The organism is Kitasatospora sp. NPDC085895 (assembly GCF_040702125.1).
In the GTDB taxonomy this organism is placed as follows: Bacteria; Actinomycetota; Actinomycetes; order Streptomycetales; family Streptomycetaceae; genus Kitasatospora; species Kitasatospora arboriphila.
In genome coordinates, this window is the sequence record NZ_JBFBJY010000044.1 from 14,205 (window position 1) to 30,738 (window position 16,534).

The 16,534-nt window shown below is 74.5% G+C and carries 15 protein-coding genes and 1 tRNA gene; 10 read left to right on the forward strand and 6 right to left on the reverse strand.

Features of this window, described 5'->3' with window-relative positions; translation table 11 throughout:
* Window positions 1–127: 127 nt before the first annotated feature.
* Window positions 128–1,612, reverse strand: a complete 1,485-nt coding sequence (locus AB0442_RS24980; protein ID WP_366165449.1) for a potassium/proton antiporter — start codon at window positions 1,610–1,612, stop codon at window positions 128–130.
* A 221-nt stretch (window positions 1,613–1,833) separates the two neighbouring features.
* Between AB0442_RS24980 and AB0442_RS24985 the strand changes: the two genes are divergently transcribed.
* Window positions 1,834–4,581 carry a penicillin acylase family protein gene (locus AB0442_RS24985; RefSeq protein ID WP_366165451.1) on the forward strand — a complete coding sequence of 916 codons (2,748 nt, stop codon included), beginning with the start codon at window positions 1,834–1,836 and terminating at the stop codon, window positions 4,579–4,581.
* A 26-nt stretch (window positions 4,582–4,607) separates the two neighbouring features.
* Here AB0442_RS24985 and AB0442_RS24990 read toward each other — a convergent pair whose 3' ends face one another.
* On the reverse strand, window positions 4,608–5,213 hold the full coding sequence (locus AB0442_RS24990) for a 5-formyltetrahydrofolate cyclo-ligase (RefSeq protein WP_366165453.1): 606 nt from the start codon (window positions 5,211–5,213) through the stop codon (window positions 4,608–4,610).
* Between the two features lie 58 nt (window positions 5,214–5,271).
* Between AB0442_RS24990 and AB0442_RS24995 the strand changes: the two genes are divergently transcribed.
* The 8 genes from AB0442_RS24995 (at window position 5,272) to AB0442_RS25030 (ending at window position 11,708) form a co-directional block, all read left to right on the forward strand.
* On the forward strand, window positions 5,272–6,210 hold the full coding sequence (locus tag AB0442_RS24995; RefSeq protein WP_366165455.1) for a GGDEF domain-containing protein: 939 nt from the start codon (window positions 5,272–5,274) through the stop codon (window positions 6,208–6,210).
* A 55-nt stretch (window positions 6,211–6,265) separates the two neighbouring features.
* The gene (gene galU / locus AB0442_RS25000; protein WP_366165456.1) at window positions 6,266–7,186 is read left to right on the forward strand and encodes a UTP--glucose-1-phosphate uridylyltransferase GalU; all 921 of its coding nucleotides are present in this window, start codon (window positions 6,266–6,268) and stop codon (window positions 7,184–7,186) included.
* A gap of 24 nt (window positions 7,187–7,210) precedes the next feature.
* Window positions 7,211–8,533, forward strand: a complete 1,323-nt coding sequence (gene glp, locus AB0442_RS25005) for a gephyrin-like molybdotransferase Glp (protein ID WP_366165458.1) — start codon at window positions 7,211–7,213, stop codon at window positions 8,531–8,533.
* Window positions 8,534–8,587: 54 nt separating this feature from the next.
* Window positions 8,588–9,085 (forward strand): cyclic pyranopterin monophosphate synthase MoaC, encoded by a 498-nt coding sequence (gene moaC / locus AB0442_RS25010; protein ID WP_030270697.1) that lies wholly within the window; start codon window positions 8,588–8,590, stop codon window positions 9,083–9,085.
* On the forward strand, window positions 9,082–9,618 hold the full coding sequence (locus tag AB0442_RS25015; protein WP_363548395.1) for a MogA/MoaB family molybdenum cofactor biosynthesis protein: 537 nt from the start codon (window positions 9,082–9,084) through the stop codon (window positions 9,616–9,618). The genes moaC and AB0442_RS25015 overlap by 4 nt, the downstream gene beginning before the upstream one ends.
* On the forward strand, window positions 9,615–10,232 hold the full coding sequence (locus tag AB0442_RS25020) for a GNAT family protein (protein ID WP_366165512.1): 618 nt from the start codon (window positions 9,615–9,617) through the stop codon (window positions 10,230–10,232). Before AB0442_RS25015 ends, AB0442_RS25020 begins: the two co-directional genes overlap by 4 nt.
* Window positions 10,233–10,392: 160 nt before the next feature.
* Window positions 10,393–11,508: a gephyrin-like molybdotransferase receptor GlpR gene (gene glpR / locus AB0442_RS25025; protein ID WP_366165460.1), complete on the forward strand. Its 1,116-nt coding sequence runs from the start codon at window positions 10,393–10,395 to the stop codon at window positions 11,506–11,508.
* A 123-nt stretch (window positions 11,509–11,631) separates the two neighbouring features.
* Window positions 11,632–11,708 (forward strand) — tRNA-Ala (locus AB0442_RS25030).
* 71 nt (window positions 11,709–11,779) lie between these two features.
* On the opposite strand, the gene AB0442_RS25035 is transcribed toward AB0442_RS25030, so the two are convergent.
* Together AB0442_RS25035 and AB0442_RS25040 are read right to left on the reverse strand one after the other, a co-directional pair.
* Window positions 11,780–12,190, reverse strand: a complete 411-nt coding sequence (locus tag AB0442_RS25035; protein ID WP_366165461.1) for a heme-binding protein — start codon at window positions 12,188–12,190, stop codon at window positions 11,780–11,782.
* Window positions 12,191–12,264: 74 nt separating this feature from the next.
* Complete coding sequence (locus tag AB0442_RS25040) at window positions 12,265–13,494, reverse strand: MFS transporter (protein WP_366165463.1); 1,230 nt, start codon at window positions 13,492–13,494, stop codon at window positions 12,265–12,267.
* A gap of 139 nt (window positions 13,495–13,633) precedes the next feature.
* Here AB0442_RS25040 and AB0442_RS25045 point away from each other — a divergent pair, with 139 nt between their 5' ends.
* On the forward strand, window positions 13,634–14,152 hold the full coding sequence (locus AB0442_RS25045; protein WP_366165465.1) for a MarR family transcriptional regulator: 519 nt from the start codon (window positions 13,634–13,636) through the stop codon (window positions 14,150–14,152).
* A 92-nt stretch (window positions 14,153–14,244) separates the two neighbouring features.
* Here AB0442_RS25045 and AB0442_RS25050 read toward each other — a convergent pair whose 3' ends face one another.
* Complete coding sequence (locus AB0442_RS25050; RefSeq protein ID WP_366165466.1) at window positions 14,245–15,210, reverse strand: peptidase; 966 nt, start codon at window positions 15,208–15,210, stop codon at window positions 14,245–14,247.
* Between the two features lie 2 nt (window positions 15,211–15,212).
* On the reverse strand, window positions 15,213–16,532 hold the full coding sequence (locus tag AB0442_RS25055) for a VWA domain-containing protein (RefSeq protein ID WP_366165468.1): 1,320 nt from the start codon (window positions 16,530–16,532) through the stop codon (window positions 15,213–15,215).
* Window positions 16,533–16,534 lie beyond the last annotated feature (2 nt).

Consider the following 16,534-nt stretch of genomic DNA (forward strand, 5'->3'; position numbering starts at 1 on the left):
CTGCATCAGGCAGATGTTGCGGGTTTTCTAGGTGTAGATCTTCCGTATCGATCGATTATATGGCAGCCGGGCCCTGTGGGGCCGCCGATGCAAGGCAGGTCACATCCCGCCCCCGGCGGCCGCCGGTTCAGCGGCCGCGCAGCCAGCCCGCCAGCTTGCCGCCCCGGTCGACGGCGCGGAGCCGGCGTTCGGCGGCCTCGCCGACCTCCTCGGTGGTGACGACGAGGAGCTCGTCGCCGGCCCGCAGGATGGTGGTGCGCTCCGGCACGAAGCTGCTGCCCTCCCGGACGACCAGGGTGACCGCGGCGCCCCTGGGCAGCCGCAGCTCGCCCACCTCGACGCCGGACATCCTCGACTCCGGGGAGAGCGAGACGGACAGCAGGTGGCCGTGCAGCTTCTCCAGCGGCGCGGACTCGATGCCGAGGTCCTGGCCGAGGTCGCCCTCGCCGATCCGCAGTGCGCGGGCGACCGGCGGCAGGGTCGGCCCCTGCAGCAGGGTGAAGACCACGACCAGCACGAAGACGATGTTGAAGACCTCCTGGGCCCGCGGGGCCGCCGCCACCATCGGGATGGTGGCGAGCACGATGGGCACCGCACCGCGCAGGCCGGCCCAGCTGAGCAGCGCCTGCTCCCGCCAGGGCAGCCGGAAGGGCGTCAGGGAGAGCAGCACCGAGGCGGGCCTGGCCAGGAAGACCAGCACGGCGCCGCAGACCAGCGCAGGGACGATCGCCGAGCCCATCTCGCTGGGCGTGACCAGCAGGCCGAGGACGACGAACATGCCGATCTGGCCGATCCAGGCGAGGCCGTCGGCGAAGCCGCGGACGGCCGGCCCGTGCGGCAGCTTGGAGTTCCCGAGGATCACCGCCGCGGTGTAGACGGCGAGGAACCCGGAGCCGTGCAGCAGCGAGCCGCCCGCGTAGGCCAGCACCGTCAGGGCCATCACCGCGATCGGGTAGAGGCCGGAGGACGGCAGGGCGACGTGCTTGACCGCCCAGGCGCCGATCCGGCCGACGGCGAAGCCGACCGCGGCGCCCACGGCGAGCTCGCCGAGGATGGTGCCGACCATCACGTACCAGGGGTCGAGCGGTCCGGTGGCGGCGAAGGCGACGACCAGGATGACCACCGGGGCGTCGTTGCAGCCGGACTCGGCCTCCAGCAGGCCGGTGAGCCGGCGCGGCAGCGGCACGGTGCGCAGCACGGAGAAGACCGCGGCGGCGTCGGTGGAGGAGACGATCGCGCCGAGCAGCAGCGCGGTGCGCCAGTCCAGGCCGACCAGCCAGTGCGCGCCGGCGGCGGTGACGAAGACGCTGACCGCGACGCCGAAGGTGGCCAGCACGCCGGCGGCGGGCATGACCGGCCGGATCGCCCGCCAGCTGGTCTTCAGCCCGCCCTCGGCGAGGATCACCACCAGGGCCGCGTAGCCGAGGACCTGGGCGAGGGCGACGTTGTCGAAGGCGATGCCGAGGCCGTTGTGGCCGAGGGCGATGCCGATGCCGAGGTAGACGAGGAGGCTGGGCAGCCCGGAGCGGGTGGAGATGCGCACGGCGACCACCGCGACCAGGAGGATCACGGAGAACTCGAGCAGGAACGCGTTCAGGTGGTCGACGGTCACGCAGGGGCACCTCTGCGGCAGGAGGGGCTGATGAGTCGTTACTCAGTCTAACATTTTACTTGATCTTTGATCGAGGCCCCTCGGCCTTCCCTTCCGGTCATCCCTCCGGGGTATCGTCCCCTCTGATCCAACCGTGGGCGTCCCCGGTGCACGTCCGCCACCTGAGCCGACCTAATGTGGTGAGCTGTCACCGCCGCCACGTCCCCCAGTCAAGGACCCAGATGCCCCGCTCGAAGAAGTTCCGGCGCGCCCGTCTGATCGTGATCGTGCTGGTCGTGCTGCTGATCGCCGGGCTGGGCGGGAGCGGTTACTGGGCGGTCCACACCGTGCGTGCCTCCTTCCCCGAGCTGACCGGCACCGTCCGGGTCGCCGGCCTCGCCGCCCCGGTCGACGTGAAGCGCGACGACAAGGGCGTGCCCCAGCTCTACGCCGACACCTCCGAGGACCTCTTCCGCGCCCAGGGCTACGTCCAGGCGCAGGACCGCTTCTGGGAGATGGACGTCCGCCGGCACATCACCGCCGGGCGGCTGTCCGAGATGTTCGGCTCCGGCCAGGTCGAGACCGACGCCTTCCTGCGGACCATGGGCTGGCGCCGGGTCGCGCAGCAGGAGTACGACACCGTGCTCTCCGCCGAGACCAAGAAGTACCTGCAGGCCTACGCGGACGGCGTGAACGCCTGGCTCTCCGAGCACCCCGGCGGGGCCGACGCCTCCCTCGAGTACGCCCTGCTCGGCGCCGTGAACGGCGACTACAAGCCGGAGGAGTGGACCCCGGTCGACTCGGTGGCCTGGCTCAAGGCCATGGCCTGGAACCTCTCCGGCAACCGCCAGGAGGAGATCGACCGCGCGCTGCTGGCGCAGAACTTCGAGCAGAGCGAGATCGACCAGCTGTACCCGGCGTACCCGTACGACCGGAACGGCACCATCGTCAAGACCGGCAAGCTCGCCGCAGACGGCACCTACAGGCCCGCCGACGGCGGCGCCGCGCCCGGCACCGCCGCCGCGACGGCCGGCACCGGCACCGGCACCACGCAGGGCCGCGCCGCCACCCAGGCCGTCCTCAAGGACCTCTCCGACAAGATGGCCGCCGTGCCGCAGCTGCTCGGCCCGCAGGGCCAGGGCATCGGCTCCAACTCCTGGGTCGTCTCCGGCAGCCACACCACCACCGGCAAGCCGCTGCTCGCCAACGACCCGCACCTCGGCCCCGGCATGCCGTCCGTCTGGTACCAGATGGGCCTGCACTGCCGCACCGTCGGCCCCAAGTGCGGCTTCGACGTCGCCGGCTTCACCTTCGCCGGCACCCCCGGCGTGGTCATCGGCCACAACAAGAAGGTCTCCTGGGGCTTCACCAACCTCGGCGCCGACGTGACCGACCTCTACCTGGAGAAGGTCACCGGCCCCGACACCTACCTGCGCGACGGCCAGGAGGTGAAGTTCCAGACCCGCAAGGAGACCATCAAGGTCGCCGGCGGCGAGGACCGCACCATCACCGTCCGCACCACCGTCAACGGCCCGCTGATCTCCGACCAGTCCTCGGAGCAGCAGAACGTCGGCACCTACGCCCCGGCCGGCAACGCCGCCCCGGACCGCGCCAGCGGCTACGGCGTCGCCCTGCAGTGGACGGCCCTCACCCCCGGCCGGACGATGGACGCCGTCTTCGAGCTCGACGCCGCCGCCGACTGGAAGGGCTTCCAGAAGGCCGCCGCCGACTTCGCCGTCCCGGCCCAGAACCTGATCTACGCCGACACCGAGAACAACATCGGCTACCAGACCCCGGGCACCGTCCCCGTCCGCGGCAAGGGCGACGGCCGCTACCCCGCCCCGGGCTGGGACTCGGCCTACGACTGGAAGAAGGACCCGGTCCCCTTCAAGTCGCTGCCCTACAGCTACAACCCGGCCTCCGGCTACATCGTCACCGCCAACCAGGCCGTGGTCGACAAGGGCTACCCGTTCTCCATCACCACCGACTGGGAGTACGGCACCCGCGCCAAGGAGATCACCGACCAGATCGAGGGCCGGCTGAAGAACGGCGGCAAGATCTCGCCGGACGACATGCAGGCCATGCAGCTCGACAACACCAGCGTGATGGCCAAGACCCTCGTCCCGCTGCTGCTCAAGGTGAAGATCTCCGACCCCTACGTCCGCGAGGCCCAGGACCTGCTGAAGGACTGGAACTACCACCAGGACGCCGACTCCGCGGCCGCCGCCTACTACAACGGCGTCTGGCGGGCGCTGCTCACCCTCGCCTTCGGGCAGAAGCTGCCGGCCTCGCTGCGCGCCGAGGGCGACTGCCTGCTGGTCCGTCAGAAGTCCAACTCGACGCTGCCCGACGACGCGGTCAACGGCGAGGTGAAGCCCGTCACCGAGTGCGGCACCCGCAAGCCCGACCAGGCCCAGCCGGACGGCGGCGACCGCTGGACGGAGGTCGTCCGCACCCAGCTGGCGCAGCCCGACAGCACCTGGTGGAACTACATCGACTCCGACCACCTGCCGCAGCACGGCCTGAACAACCTGCTCGCCCAGGCGATGATGAACGCCCGCCAGGACCTCACCGCCTACCTGGGCAAGTCCATCTCCACCTGGAGCTGGGGCCGGCTGCACACCCTGACGCTCAAGGAGACGACGCTCGGCAGCGACGACTCCTCGATCGCCTCGGGCTTCGTGCACCGGCTGCTCAACCGCGGCCCGTACCGGCTCTCCGGCGGCAGCGCCGCGGTGAACGCCGCCGGCTGGAACGCCGCCGCCGGCTACCAGGTGGACTGGATCCCCTCGATGCGGATGGTCGTCGACCTCTCCGACTTCGACGCCTCCCGCTGGATCAACGTCGGCGGCGCCTCCGGCCACGCCTTCCACAGCAACTACAACGACCAGACCGAGCTGTGGGCCAAGGGCGAACTGCTGCCCTGGGCGTACTCGCCGGACGCCGTCACCAAGGCGACCGCGCACACCATGACGCTCACCAGCGGCTGATCCGCCGCGGGGGCGCCGCCGCGGCACTAGCCGGCGGCGCCCCCGCGGAAGCGGTGCACCCCCGAGGGCGTCACCACCGCGTCCACCGGCAGGTCGTGGGGCTCGCCGGGCACCTCGGGCAGCAGCTCCTCCTCGTACAGCAGGGTTGCCAGCAGCGGCTCGGCACCGGCCGCGGCCAGCCGGGCCAGCACCCGGTCGTAGCTGCCCCCGCCGCGGCCCAGCCGCACCCCGCGGCGGTCCACCGCCAGACCCGGCAGCAGCACCAGCCGCGCCCCGCAGACCGCCTCCGGCCCCAGCCGCGGCCCGGTCGGCTCCAGCAGGCCCCGGGAGGCCGGGGCGAGCGCCTCCCGCCCCTCGTACGGCGCCCAGTCCAGGTCGTTGTCGGCCAGCAGCACCGGCAGCAGCACCCGCACCCCGCGGGCCGCCAGCGCGTCCAGCAGCGGACCGGTGCCCGGCTCGCCGCCGACCGACACGTACGCCGCCACCGTCCAGCCCGGTTCGGTCAGCGCGGCGGCTTGCACGGCCAGCTCCCCGGCCGCCGATGCCCGCCGAGCGGGTGACAGTGCGCGGCGTCCCGCCAGCAGGCGTGACCTCAGCGCGGCCTTGTCGTTGTGCAATGGATTGGCAGTCATGGGTCCCCACAGCTCGGCACCGATCGGTGCCCCGAGCCTGACATGCGGAAGGCGCCACATGTCCACCCCGCTCCTGGTCCAGGCACTCGCCGCGCTGAGCGCCCCCGCGCTGGCCGGCGCCGGGCTGCTCGGCGCGCGGCTGCGCCGGGCCGCGGCCACCGCGGCCGAGCGCGAGGCGGCCCTGCAGGGCACCGTCGCCGAGCTGCGCCAGGAGCGCGACGAACTGCAGCGCACGGCCTCCTGCGACCCGCTCACCGGGGTGTGGAACTACCGGCACCTGCAGATCACCCTGGACAAGGAGATCGAGCGTGCCCGCCGCGCCGCGGCCGGCGACGAGAAGCGCCCGCTCGCCCTGCTGATGCTGGAGATCACCGGCTTCGACGCGGTCGTCGCCGAGCACGGCCGCAGCCGGGCCGGCGCCGTGCTGCGCGACCTCGCCCAGCGCCTCGCCGTCGAGATCCGCCGCTCCGACACCCTCGGCCGCTACGGCGGCGAGGAGTTCCTCGTCCTGCTGCCCGACACCGGCGCCGAGGGCGCCGCCCAGGTCGCCGAGCGGCTCGTCTGGACCGTCCGCCGGCACCGGCTGCTGGACTGGTCCGGCAGCGGCGCCGAGCCCCGCCCCGCCGACACCCCGGCCGGCCCCGCCGGGGCCCCCGCCACCGCCCGCGGCAACGGCCTCACCGCCGCCGTCGGCATCGCCGTCCTGCCGCGCGACGGGTCCCACGCCGCCCTGCTGCTGAGGGCCGCCGACCGGGCCCTCGCCGAGGCCCGCCGGGCGGGCGGCGACTGCTGGCGCGGAGCCCCGGTGGAGACCGTCCCCGCGGCGGCACCCGAGCCCGCACCTGCGGTGCGCTGCCGGCGGAGGTCCGACGGGCCGACGGAGGCGGCGGGAAAGCCGGGTAGTCTGTCCGCCTGTACCGGCACCGAGGCCACCCTCACCTCCGTCGGCCACGCCCGCACCGCTGCCACCACGGCCGCTGCTCGGGACGGGGTTTAACACCCCACTCACCTCGCTCTCACAGGGCGCTGAAACGCCTCAGTAAGGTCGACGCATGACGAAGACGCACGCCCGCACCCCCGTCACCAAGGCCGTCGTGCCCGCTGCCGGCCTGGGGACCCGCTTCCTCCCGGCGACCAAGGCGACGCCCAAGGAGATGCTGCCGGTGGTCGACAAGCCGGCCATCCAGTACGTCGTCGAGGAGGCCGCCGCCGCCGGCCTGTCCGACATACTGATGGTGACCGGCCGCAACAAGCGCGCGCTGGAGGACCACTTCGACCGGGCCTACGAGCTGGAGGAGCTGCTCACCCGCAAGGGCGACCACGACCGGCTGCGCCGCGTCCAGGAGTCCGTGCAGCTCGCCAACATGCACTACGTCCGGCAGGGCGACCCCAAGGGCCTCGGCCACGCCGTCCTCGTCGCCGAGCAGCACGTCGCCGGCCAGCCCTTCGCCGTCCTCCTCGGCGACGACCTGATCGACCCGCGCGACCCGCTGCTCTCCCGCATGATCGAGGTCCAGCAGGAGCTCGGCGGCTCGGTCGTCGCCCTCATGGAGGTCGACCCCTCGCAGATCCACCTCTACGGCTGTGCCGCCGTCAAGCCGAACGGCCTCGGCGACGACGTCTTCCGGATCACCGACCTGGTCGAGAAGCCCGACACCGAGGACGCCCCGTCCAACTACGCGGTGATCGGCCGTTACATCCTCGACCCGGCCGTCTTCGAGGTGCTCAGCAAGACCCCGCCCGGCCGCGGCGGCGAGATCCAGCTGACCGACGCGCTGCGCGAGCTCGCCGCCCGCGACGAGACCGGCGGCGGCCCCGTCCACGGCGTGCTGTTCAAGGGCCGCCGCTACGACACCGGCGACCGCGCCGACTACCTTCGCGCTATCGTCCGACTGGCGTGCGAGCGCGAGGACCTCGGCCCCGAGTTCCGGGACTGGCTCCGGCAGTTCGTCGCCACCGAGATGCACAGCTGACCCATCACGAAGGCGAGTGAGGCGATGACCGCGGGCCCCGCGCACGGCAGCAACGACCCCTGCTGCGAGGGCGCCGGGGCCCCGGCCGCCCCCCGGACGTGGACCGTCGACGAGCACCTCGCCGACGTCCTCGCCGCCGCCGCCCCGCTGCCCGCGGTCGAGGTCGACCTGCTGGACGCCCTCGGCCGCCGGCTCACCGCCGACGTCACCGCCGCGGTCGACCTGCCGCCCTTCGACAACAGCTCGATGGACGGCTACGCGCTGCGGGCCGCGGACACCGCGCCGGTCGCCCTCGCCGTGGTCGGCGACATCGCGGCCGGCGCCGCCGAACTCCCCGAGGTCGGCCCGGGGCAGGCCGCCCGGATCATGACCGGGGCACCGGTGCCGCCCGGCGCCGACGCCGTCGCCCCGGTCGAGTGGACCGACGGCGGCAGCGGCACCGGCGAGGCCGCCGACGCGATGACCGCCGCCGTCGCCGGCGAGACCGTCCAGGTGCTCCGCCCGGTCGCGGCCGGCGCCCACATCCGCCGCCGCGGCAGCGACATCACCGCCGGCACCACGGTGCTCACCGCCGGCACCCTGCTCGGCCCCGCCCAGCTGGGCCTGCTCGCCGCGATCGGCCGCGCCACCGTCGCCGTCCACCGCCGCCCGCGGGTCGCGGTGCTCTCCACCGGCAGCGAACTCGTCCAGCCCGGCGAGCCGATCGGCCCCGGCCGGATCAGCGACTCCAACAGCTTCGCCCTCGCCGCCGCCGCCCGCGCCGCCGGCGCCGAGGCCGTGCGGATCGGCGGCGTGCCGGACGACCCGGCCGTGCTCCGCCGGGTACTGCAGGAGCAGCTCGCCGACGCCGACCTGATCGTCACCAGCGGCGGCGTCAGCGTCGGCGCCTACGACGTGGTCAAGGAGGCCCTCCAGCCGCTGCCGGGCGGCGAGGACCTCGGCGGCGTCGACTTCCGGCGGCTGCGGATGCAGCCCGGCAAGCCGCAGGGCTTCGGCCGGCTCGGCAAGGACGGCGTGCCGCTGCTCGCCCTGCCCGGCAACCCGGTCAGCGCGTACATCTCCTTCGAGCTGTTCGTCCGGCCGCTGATCCGCACCATGCTCGGCGCCCCCGAGGTGCACCGGCCGGTCGTCTCCGCGGTCTGCACCGCGGACCTCTCCTCGCCCGCGGGCCGCCGCCAGTTCCTGCGCGGCCGGTACGGCACCGACGGCACCGTCACCCCGGTCGGCGGCGCCTCCTCGCACCTGGTCGGCGCGCTCGCGCACGCCGACTGCCTGATCGCCGTCCCCGAGGACACCACCGCGCTGCCGGCCGGCAGCCGCGTCGACGTGGTCCTTCTCACGGACTGACGCCACCGGGGTTGTACGGTAGCGCGGTATTCGACCCGCGCCACTGGAGCCCCCGTGACCGAGACACCCCCCGGCGACCGCCTCACGCACGTCGACGACACCGGCGCCGCCCGCATGGTGGACGTCTCCGAGAAGGCCACCACCGTCCGCACCGCGGTCGCCGCCGGGCGGGTCGCCGTCGCCCCGCGGGTGGTCGAACTGCTCCGCGGCGAGGGCGTCCCCAAGGGCGACGCCCTCGCCGTCGCCCGGATCGCCGGGATCATGGGCGCCAAGCGGACCCCGGACCTGATCCCGCTCTGCCACCCGATCGCCATCTCCGGCGTCACCGTCGACCTGGCGGTCACCGACGACGCGGTCGAGATCACCGCCACCGTGCGGACGGCCGACCGCACCGGCGTCGAGATGGAGGCGCTCACCGCCGTCGCCGTCGCCGGACTGACCGTCGTCGACATGGTGAAGGCGGTCGACAAGGCCGCCGCGATCACCGACGTCCGGGTGCTCACCAAGACCGGCGGCAAGAGCGGCGACTGGGCCCGCGAGGACGCCCGGTGACCGCCGACGGCCGTCCGGCCGCCGGCCGCCCCGTGCGCGCGCTCGCCGTCACCGTCTCCAACCGCGCCTCGGCCGGCGTGTACGAGGACAAGGGGGGCCCGCTGCTCGTCGAGGGCCTCGGCCGGATGGGCTTCGCCGCGGACGGCCCGCGGGTCGTGCCGGACGGAGACCCGGTCGAGGCGGTGCTCCGCGAGGCCGTCGAGGCCGGCTACGACGTCGTCCTCACCACCGGCGGCACCGGCATCTCGCCGATGGACCTCACCCCCGAGATGACCGCCCGGGTGATCGACCGGCAGATCCCCGGCATCGCCGAGGCGATCCGCGCGCACGGCCGCGACAAGGTGCCCACCGCGGTGCTCTCCCGCGGCCTCGCCGGCCTCGCCGGACGCACCCTGATCGTCAACCTGCCCGGCTCCACCGGCGGCGTGAAGGACGGCCTGGCCGTCCTCGAACCGCTGCTCGCCCACGCCGTCGACCAGCTCCGCGGCGGCGACCACCCGCGGCCGGACAGCACCGTCCGGAGCACGAGCTGAGCGCCGGCTGGCCGGTCGAGCTGACCGAGGGCGACGTGACGCTGCGCCCGATCCGGGCCCGTGACCAGCGCGCCTGGCAGGAGGTCAGCCGCCGCAACCGGGACTGGCTGCGGCGCTGGGAGGCCACCGTGCCCCCGCCGCCGGCCGGCCGCGGCGGGATCGCCCGGCCGAGCTACCGGCAGATGGTCCGCTACCTGCGCGGCGAGGCGGCGGCCGGCCGGATGCTGCCCTTCGTGGTGCTGCACCGGGGCCGGCTGGTCGGCCAGCTCACCGTCGGCGGCATCACCTGGGGGTCGATGTGCTCCGCCAACGTCGGCTACTGGATCGACGAGGAAGTGGCGGGCCACGGCATCATGCCGACCGCCGTCGCGCTCTCGGTCGACCACTGTTTCCGCACGCTCGGACTGCACCGGATCGAGGTGTGCATCCGACCGGAGAACCGGCCGAGCCGGCGGGTGGTCGAGAAACTCGGCTTCCGCGAGGAGGGAATGCGTCCGCGGTATCTGCACATCGACGGCGACTGGCGCGACCACCTGGTCTACGCGCTGACCGTCGAGGAGGTGCCGGAGGGCATGCTGGCGCGCTGGCGTGCCGTCAGGAGCGGTCGCTCCTGAATGAATTGAATATTTGTTCGAAATAGATATCGATCCGGCATCGGGCCCCGGGTCGAGTGGTGGCAAACACCGGCAAAATAGTCGGAGAATCAGCTTGATCACACGACACGCCGCGCCAAATTGCTGCCAGGCCTCACCGCGCCCCCGTACCGTGTGAATCGTGAGCAGTAGCGGCCTTATCTACGCGGTCATCGTGGGAGCCTGGGCCGCCTATCTGGTGCCGATGTGGCTCCGCAGGCAGGACGAGCTCAACGAGTCGCGTCCGACGGAACGCTTCAGTACCGCGATCCGCCTGCTGGCCGGCCGGTCGGCGCTGGAGCGGCGCGCTTCGAAGTCCTTCACCGACGAGTCCGACGGCGGCGAACCCGCCCCGACCGAGGACGGCGCCCCCGGCGACGCCCCGGCCTCCGGCGTGCCCGCGGCCGCCGACGGCGCCCAGGCCGATCCGGAGCCCCCGGCCGCCGGGCCGGCGGACGCCCCGGACGCCCCCGGGAGCGCCGAGGCCCCCGGGAGCGCCGAGGCCCCCGAGGTCCCCGAGATCCGGGCCCCGGGCGCCGAGCCGTCCGCGGACCGGCCGGTGCACCGCCCGACCGCCCAGCGCCGGGCCCGGCTGCTCGCCCGCCGGCGCCGCATGGTCACCCTGCTCTTCGTCGCCTTCGCCCTGGGCGCGGTGGTCGCGGCCGTCGCCGGCTTCGCCTTCATCTGGGTGCCCGCCCTGCCCGCCGTCCTGCTGACCTTCTACATCGGCCACCTGCGCCGACTGGAGCGCCAGCGGTACGAGGTCAAGCTCGACCGCACCCGGGCCGCCCAGGCCGCCGAGCGGCTGCGGGCCCGCGAGCGGGCGCGCGAGCAGGAGCGGGCCGCGGCGGACGAGCCGGCCGCCGAACCGGAGGAGGACGTGCGCGCCGCGGACGGGCCGGCCCGGCCGCACCTGCGGCTGGCCGCCGACCTGCCGGCGCACGGCCCGTCCGACACGGCCTCGACCGCGACGGCGCTCGCCGAGGCCACCGACCACGAGGAGTGGGTCGACGGGATGCGCGAGCGGGGGCCGGCCGGCGCCGACTCCTGGGAGCCGGTGCCCGTCCCGCTGCCGACCTACGTCACCGCGCCGGTCGCCCCGCGGGTCACCCGCGGCCTCGACCTCGCGGCCCCCGGCGTCCGCGACTCCGGCCGCCCGGCCGAGTCCCGCCGCACCCCGCTGTTCGACCAGTACGCGGAGAGCGCGGCGCCGCCCGAGGCGGACTGCCCGCCCAGGGCCCGAGCGGCCAACGAGTGACCTCCGGCGCCCCGCCCTCCGCCTCCCGCGGACGGCGGGGCGCCGCACGTCGGGGGCGGTTCGGGACCCGCAGAGGCAATGGTCACGAGGTGGTCCGCAGAGGTGATAGAGTTCTTTCTCGTTGGGGCTGTGGCGCAGTCCGGTAGCGCACCTCGTTCGCATCGAGGGGGTCAGGGGTTCGAATCCCCTCAGCTCCACCAACGAAATCCCGTCCGGTCGACGACCGGACGGGGTTTCTGTTTTCTGCGGTCGGGCCCGAACTGAGCGGGGGTCAGCCGAGGCCGGCCTCGGCCGCGGCGGCGAGGGCGAAGCCGTGGTCCTGGGCGGGAGCGCCGCCGCCGATGCCGAGGGCGCCGACGAGCCGTCCGTCGCGGTGCAGCGGGATGCCGCCGGCGAGGAAGAGCAACGGGCGGTCCAGGGCGGTCGGCAGGGTGTGGAAGACGCCGCCCGGCTGCACCGCCTCGATGAGGTCGGCGGTGGGGGCGTCCAGCTGGAGGGCCGTGTAGGCCTTGCGGGTGCTGGTCTCGCCGGCGATCAGCACGGCCCGGTCGTCGCGGCGGAAGGCCAGCAGGTGGCCGCCGGCGTCCAGCACGGTGGCGGAGATCCGGACGCCCTCGGCCCCGGCGGCCCGGTGGGCGGCGGTGATCAGGCGGTCGGCGTCGGCGGTGGTCAGCGGGTTCATCGGGTGCTCCGGTTCGGTTCGGTGGCGCGGGTGGATCGTGCGCCGGGTGCGGGCGAGGAGGGGCGGACGGTCGGTCAGTGGTGGACCGGCACCCGCGGGTCGGCGGGTGCGGCCACGGCGGCCGGGGCCGCTTTCGGGGCCGCGGCGGACCGGCGGTCCAGCGCGGTGGAGAGGACGGCGAGGCCGAGGGCGGCCGCGGCCATCAGCGCACCGACCCAGTTGGGGGCGGTGGCGCCGAAGCCGGCCGAGAGGACGGCGCCGCCGAGCCAGGCGGCGAGCGCGTTGCCGAGGTTGAAGGCGCCGATGTTGACGGCGGAGGCGAGGGTCGGGGCGTCGGCCGTCCGGTCCAGGACGCGCTTCTGCAGCGGCGGGACGGTGGCGAAGCCGAGCGCGCCGATCAGCGGCACGGTCAGGGCGGCCAGCACCTTGTCGTGCGCGGTGAAGGCGAACAGTGCGAGCACGACGGCGAGTGCGCCGAGGGCGGTCGTCAGCATCGGCATCAGCCGGCGGTCCGCGTACCGGCCGCCGATCAGGTTGCCGGCGACCATGCCGAGCCCGAACAGGACCAGCAGCCAGGTGACGGAGGACTCCGCGTAGCCGGCGGCGCCGGTCATCATCGGCGCGATGTAGGTGATCGCGGCGAAGACCCCGCCGAAGCCCAGCACGGTCATCAGCATCGCCAGCACGACCTGGACGTTGCGGAAGGCGGCCAGCTCGCGGCGGATCCCCGGCCGGTGCGCGCCGTCCGTGCCGGGCCGCGGGTCGGCCGGGACGAGGGCGGCGATGCCGGCCAGTCCGGCCACCCCGAGCGCGGCGACCAGGGCGAAGGTGGCCCGCCAGCCGACCTGCTGGCCGACCAGGGTGCCGAGCGGGACGCCGACCACGTTGGCGACGGTCAGGCCGGTGAACATCATCGCGATCGCCCCGGCCCGGCGCGCCGGGGCCACCAGGCCCGCCGCGACGATCGACCCGATGCCGAAGAAGGCGCCGTGGGCGAGCGAGGCGGTGATCCGGCCGGCGAGCACCAGGCCGAAGGCGGGGGCGAGGGCGGTGAGCAGGTTGCCGGCGACGAACAGCCCCATCAGCAGCATGAGCATCCGCTTGCGGCTGATCCGGGTGCCGAGGACGGCGAGCAGCGGGGCGCCGACCACCACGCCGAGGGCGTAGCCGGTGGTGAGGAGCCCGGCGGTGGGGACGGAGACGCCGAAGTCCTGGGCCACCTGCGGCAGCAGCCCCATGACCACGAATTCTGTGGTGCCGATGCCGAAGGCGCCGATGGCGAGCGCCAGGAGTGCGAGAGGCATGGGTGGCCCTCCGAATGGTTGCGTTCAGGTCTTACGGGCTTCGACATTAATTGCAGACGCCGATAGTTGCAAGCGCGGGCTTTTTCGGAGTTGGACTACCCTGGAACGGACACCGCAGCGAAGGGAGCAGTGGTCCCCCATGACGCGACCCGAACCGGGCCTGGCCCACGGCTGGTGCGCCCTCTCGGCCCTGCACGGCCGGATCGAGACGCACATCGAGCGCGCCCTGCAGGCGGAGCACGCACTGAGCGTGCGCGAGTTCTCCGTCCTGGACGTGCTCAGCGAGCAGCACGACGGCGAGGGCGGCCACTTCCGGATGGCCCAGCTCGCGGACGCCGTCGTGCTCAGCCAGAGCGCCACCACCCGGCTGGTCACCCGCCTGGAGGACCGCGGCCTGCTCGCCCGCTACCTCTGCCCGACCGACCGCCGGGGCATCTACACCGACGTCACCGAGGCCGGGCTCGCCCTGCTGGAGCAGGCCAGGCCCACCAACGACCACGCGCTGCGCGAGGCCCTGGACGCGGCCGGGCGCCGCCCCGAGCTCGCGCCGCTGGTCGCCGCCGTCCGCGGCCTGGAGCAGGCCCAGGCGGCAGCGCAGGCCGTGCAGCCGGCGCAGGAGGACGGGGCCGCGGCACCCGCCCCGGTCGCGGTCGGCTGACCGGGCGGACGGCCCGGAACGGCGCAGGGCCCGGCCGCGGCGACGGGGTGTCGCCGGGGCCGGGCCCTGCGCGGTGCTGCCGACCGGGAGGGTCAGCTGCGGTACTGCGGGTGCTGCGGCGCGGGCGCCTGCGGAGGCACCGGGGCCGGCCCGGCGGGCCGGCGCCCGCGCGGGTGGCGGGTGAGGGTGTAGCCCCACACGCCGGCCAGGGCGGCCAGGGCGCCGCCCGCGACCGTCCAGTACCAGCGGGTGTTCCAGCCGGAGAACAGGCCGCTGTACCAGTGCGACTCCGGCTCGGCCGGCGCCGCCACCTCGACCGTGCCCGGCGCCGCCGGGGCGGAGGCCGAGGGCTTGGCGCTCGGGGTGGCCGCGGTCGCGTCGGGCGCCGCGGTGGAGCCCGCGTTGACCGGCGGCACCAGCGGGGCCTTCAGCTCGCCGCCCTCCGGCTGGGCGTCGTCCGCCCCGCCCCTGGCGGAGACCTGCAGCTTCACCTGGGCCGCGAGGCCGAGGTCCTGCTGCGGCACGTCCGCCACGGAGAGCCGGACGTAGTAGGTGCCCGGCAGCGGGTCGCCCGACCACGGCTCGGCCCAGGAGCGGATCTGCCGCAGCGCGCAGCTCATCGACACCGAGGCGGTGCCGGTGTCCGCGGTGGCGTTCTGCGGACCGGCGGTGCAGGACTGCCGGCGGCGCAGGCCGTCGAACAGCTCCACCGACCAGGTCTGCGCGCCGTGCCGGTCACCGGACGGCGGCAGCGCCACCGTGACGTGCACGGTGTCGGTCTGGCCCTCGGAGGCGGCGAACGCCCAGTACAGGTAGTCGCCGGTGGAGGCGGACACCGCGGCCGTCCGCCCGGCGGGCAGCGGCGTCGCGGTCAGGAAGGTCGTCCCCGCGGTCGTCACCGGGGCGGTGTCGGCCGAGCCGGACGGCGCCGGCGACGGGGAGGCCGCGGCGGCGGACGGCGCGGCCGCCAGCAGGGCGCCGAGCCCGATCGGCAGCACGGCCGCGGCGCGGGCGGCCCGCGAACGCATCGTCAGGGAACGCATCATCGGTGCACGCATCGTCAGTTCTCCCGCCAGACAGCGATCCGCCAGCGTGCGACCCAGCCGAAGAGCAGGCCGGCCAGCAGGCCCGCGAGGGTCAGCACCAGCAGCAGGATCCAGCCGCGGCCGAGACCCATGGCCGGGCCGTCCGGCGACGGCGAGGCCTTGGCGACGTCCACCGTCAGCTCGACCGGCAGACCGGGCTCGGCCTGCACGCCGGCCCGGGCGGCGAAGGAGTTGCTGACGACCAGGCAGACGACGCCGTCGGTGGCCGCACCCTTGCCGGACGGCGAGGGCGTGGCGTCCTCGTCCGCCGCCGGGGCGGACCAGCGCAGACCGGTGGAGGCGACGTCGGTGCGGCCGCTGCCCGCGTCCGTGCCGCGCACCAGCTCCTGGCCGCGAACGTCGGTGGCCAGCAGCAGCACGCCGTAGTCACGGGCGACCGCCCGGTCCGGGGTGACGCTGACCGAGGCGCGCAGCTCCTCGCCCGCCTTCACCGGCACCCGGTAGACGCGGTGCTCGGAGAACTTCTCGCGGTCGCTGTACACGCCGGGCCGCAGCACCGGCGCGTTCGGGCAGGCGTCGGCGCCGGCCACCTTGGCGGGCGTCACCCGGTAGGTCTCGCCGGCCCGGTTGACCAACTGCTTGACCTTGTCGGTCAGCTGTTCCTTCGTCCGCACGTCGGTGTAGGTGCCGCCGGTGGCGTTGGCGATGCACAGCAGCTGCTGACGGGTCTTGTCGTCGTGGGCGAGGCCCAGCGTGTCGACCACCAGGTTGATGCCCTGCGAGGCCAGTTCGCGGGCCACCTCGCACGGGTCCGGCGGGGCGCAGGAGTCCTCGCCGTCGGTGATCAGCACCACCCGGCGGGTGGTCGGGCCGTTGCCGAGGTCCTGGGCCGCGCCGCGCAGCGCCAGGCCGATCGGCGTCCAGCCGGTCGGACGCAGGGTGGCGACGGCCGTCTTGGCCTCCACCTTGTTCGTCTTCCCGACCGGGTAGAGCTGCTTGGTGTCCTTGCAGCCCTCCGCCTTGTCGTTGCCCGGGTAGGTGGCGCCCAGCGTGCGGATGCCGAACTCGGTCTCCGCGGGCAGGGCGTCGATCACCTCGCCGATGGACTGCTGGGCGACCGAGATCCGGCTCCGGCCCTCGATGTCGGTGGCCCGCATGGAGCCGCTGACGTCGAGGACGAGGTCGACCTTGGGTGCCTCGGTGGTGGCGGCCGTGGTGCCGCCGGGTTCGTCGGCGTACGCCGGGAGGGTGCCGAGCAGCATGCCGGCGGATATCGCCAGTGCTGACAGCAGCCCCGCCGCGCGGGTCGCCGTTCGTCGTCGGGTAGTCGTCACGC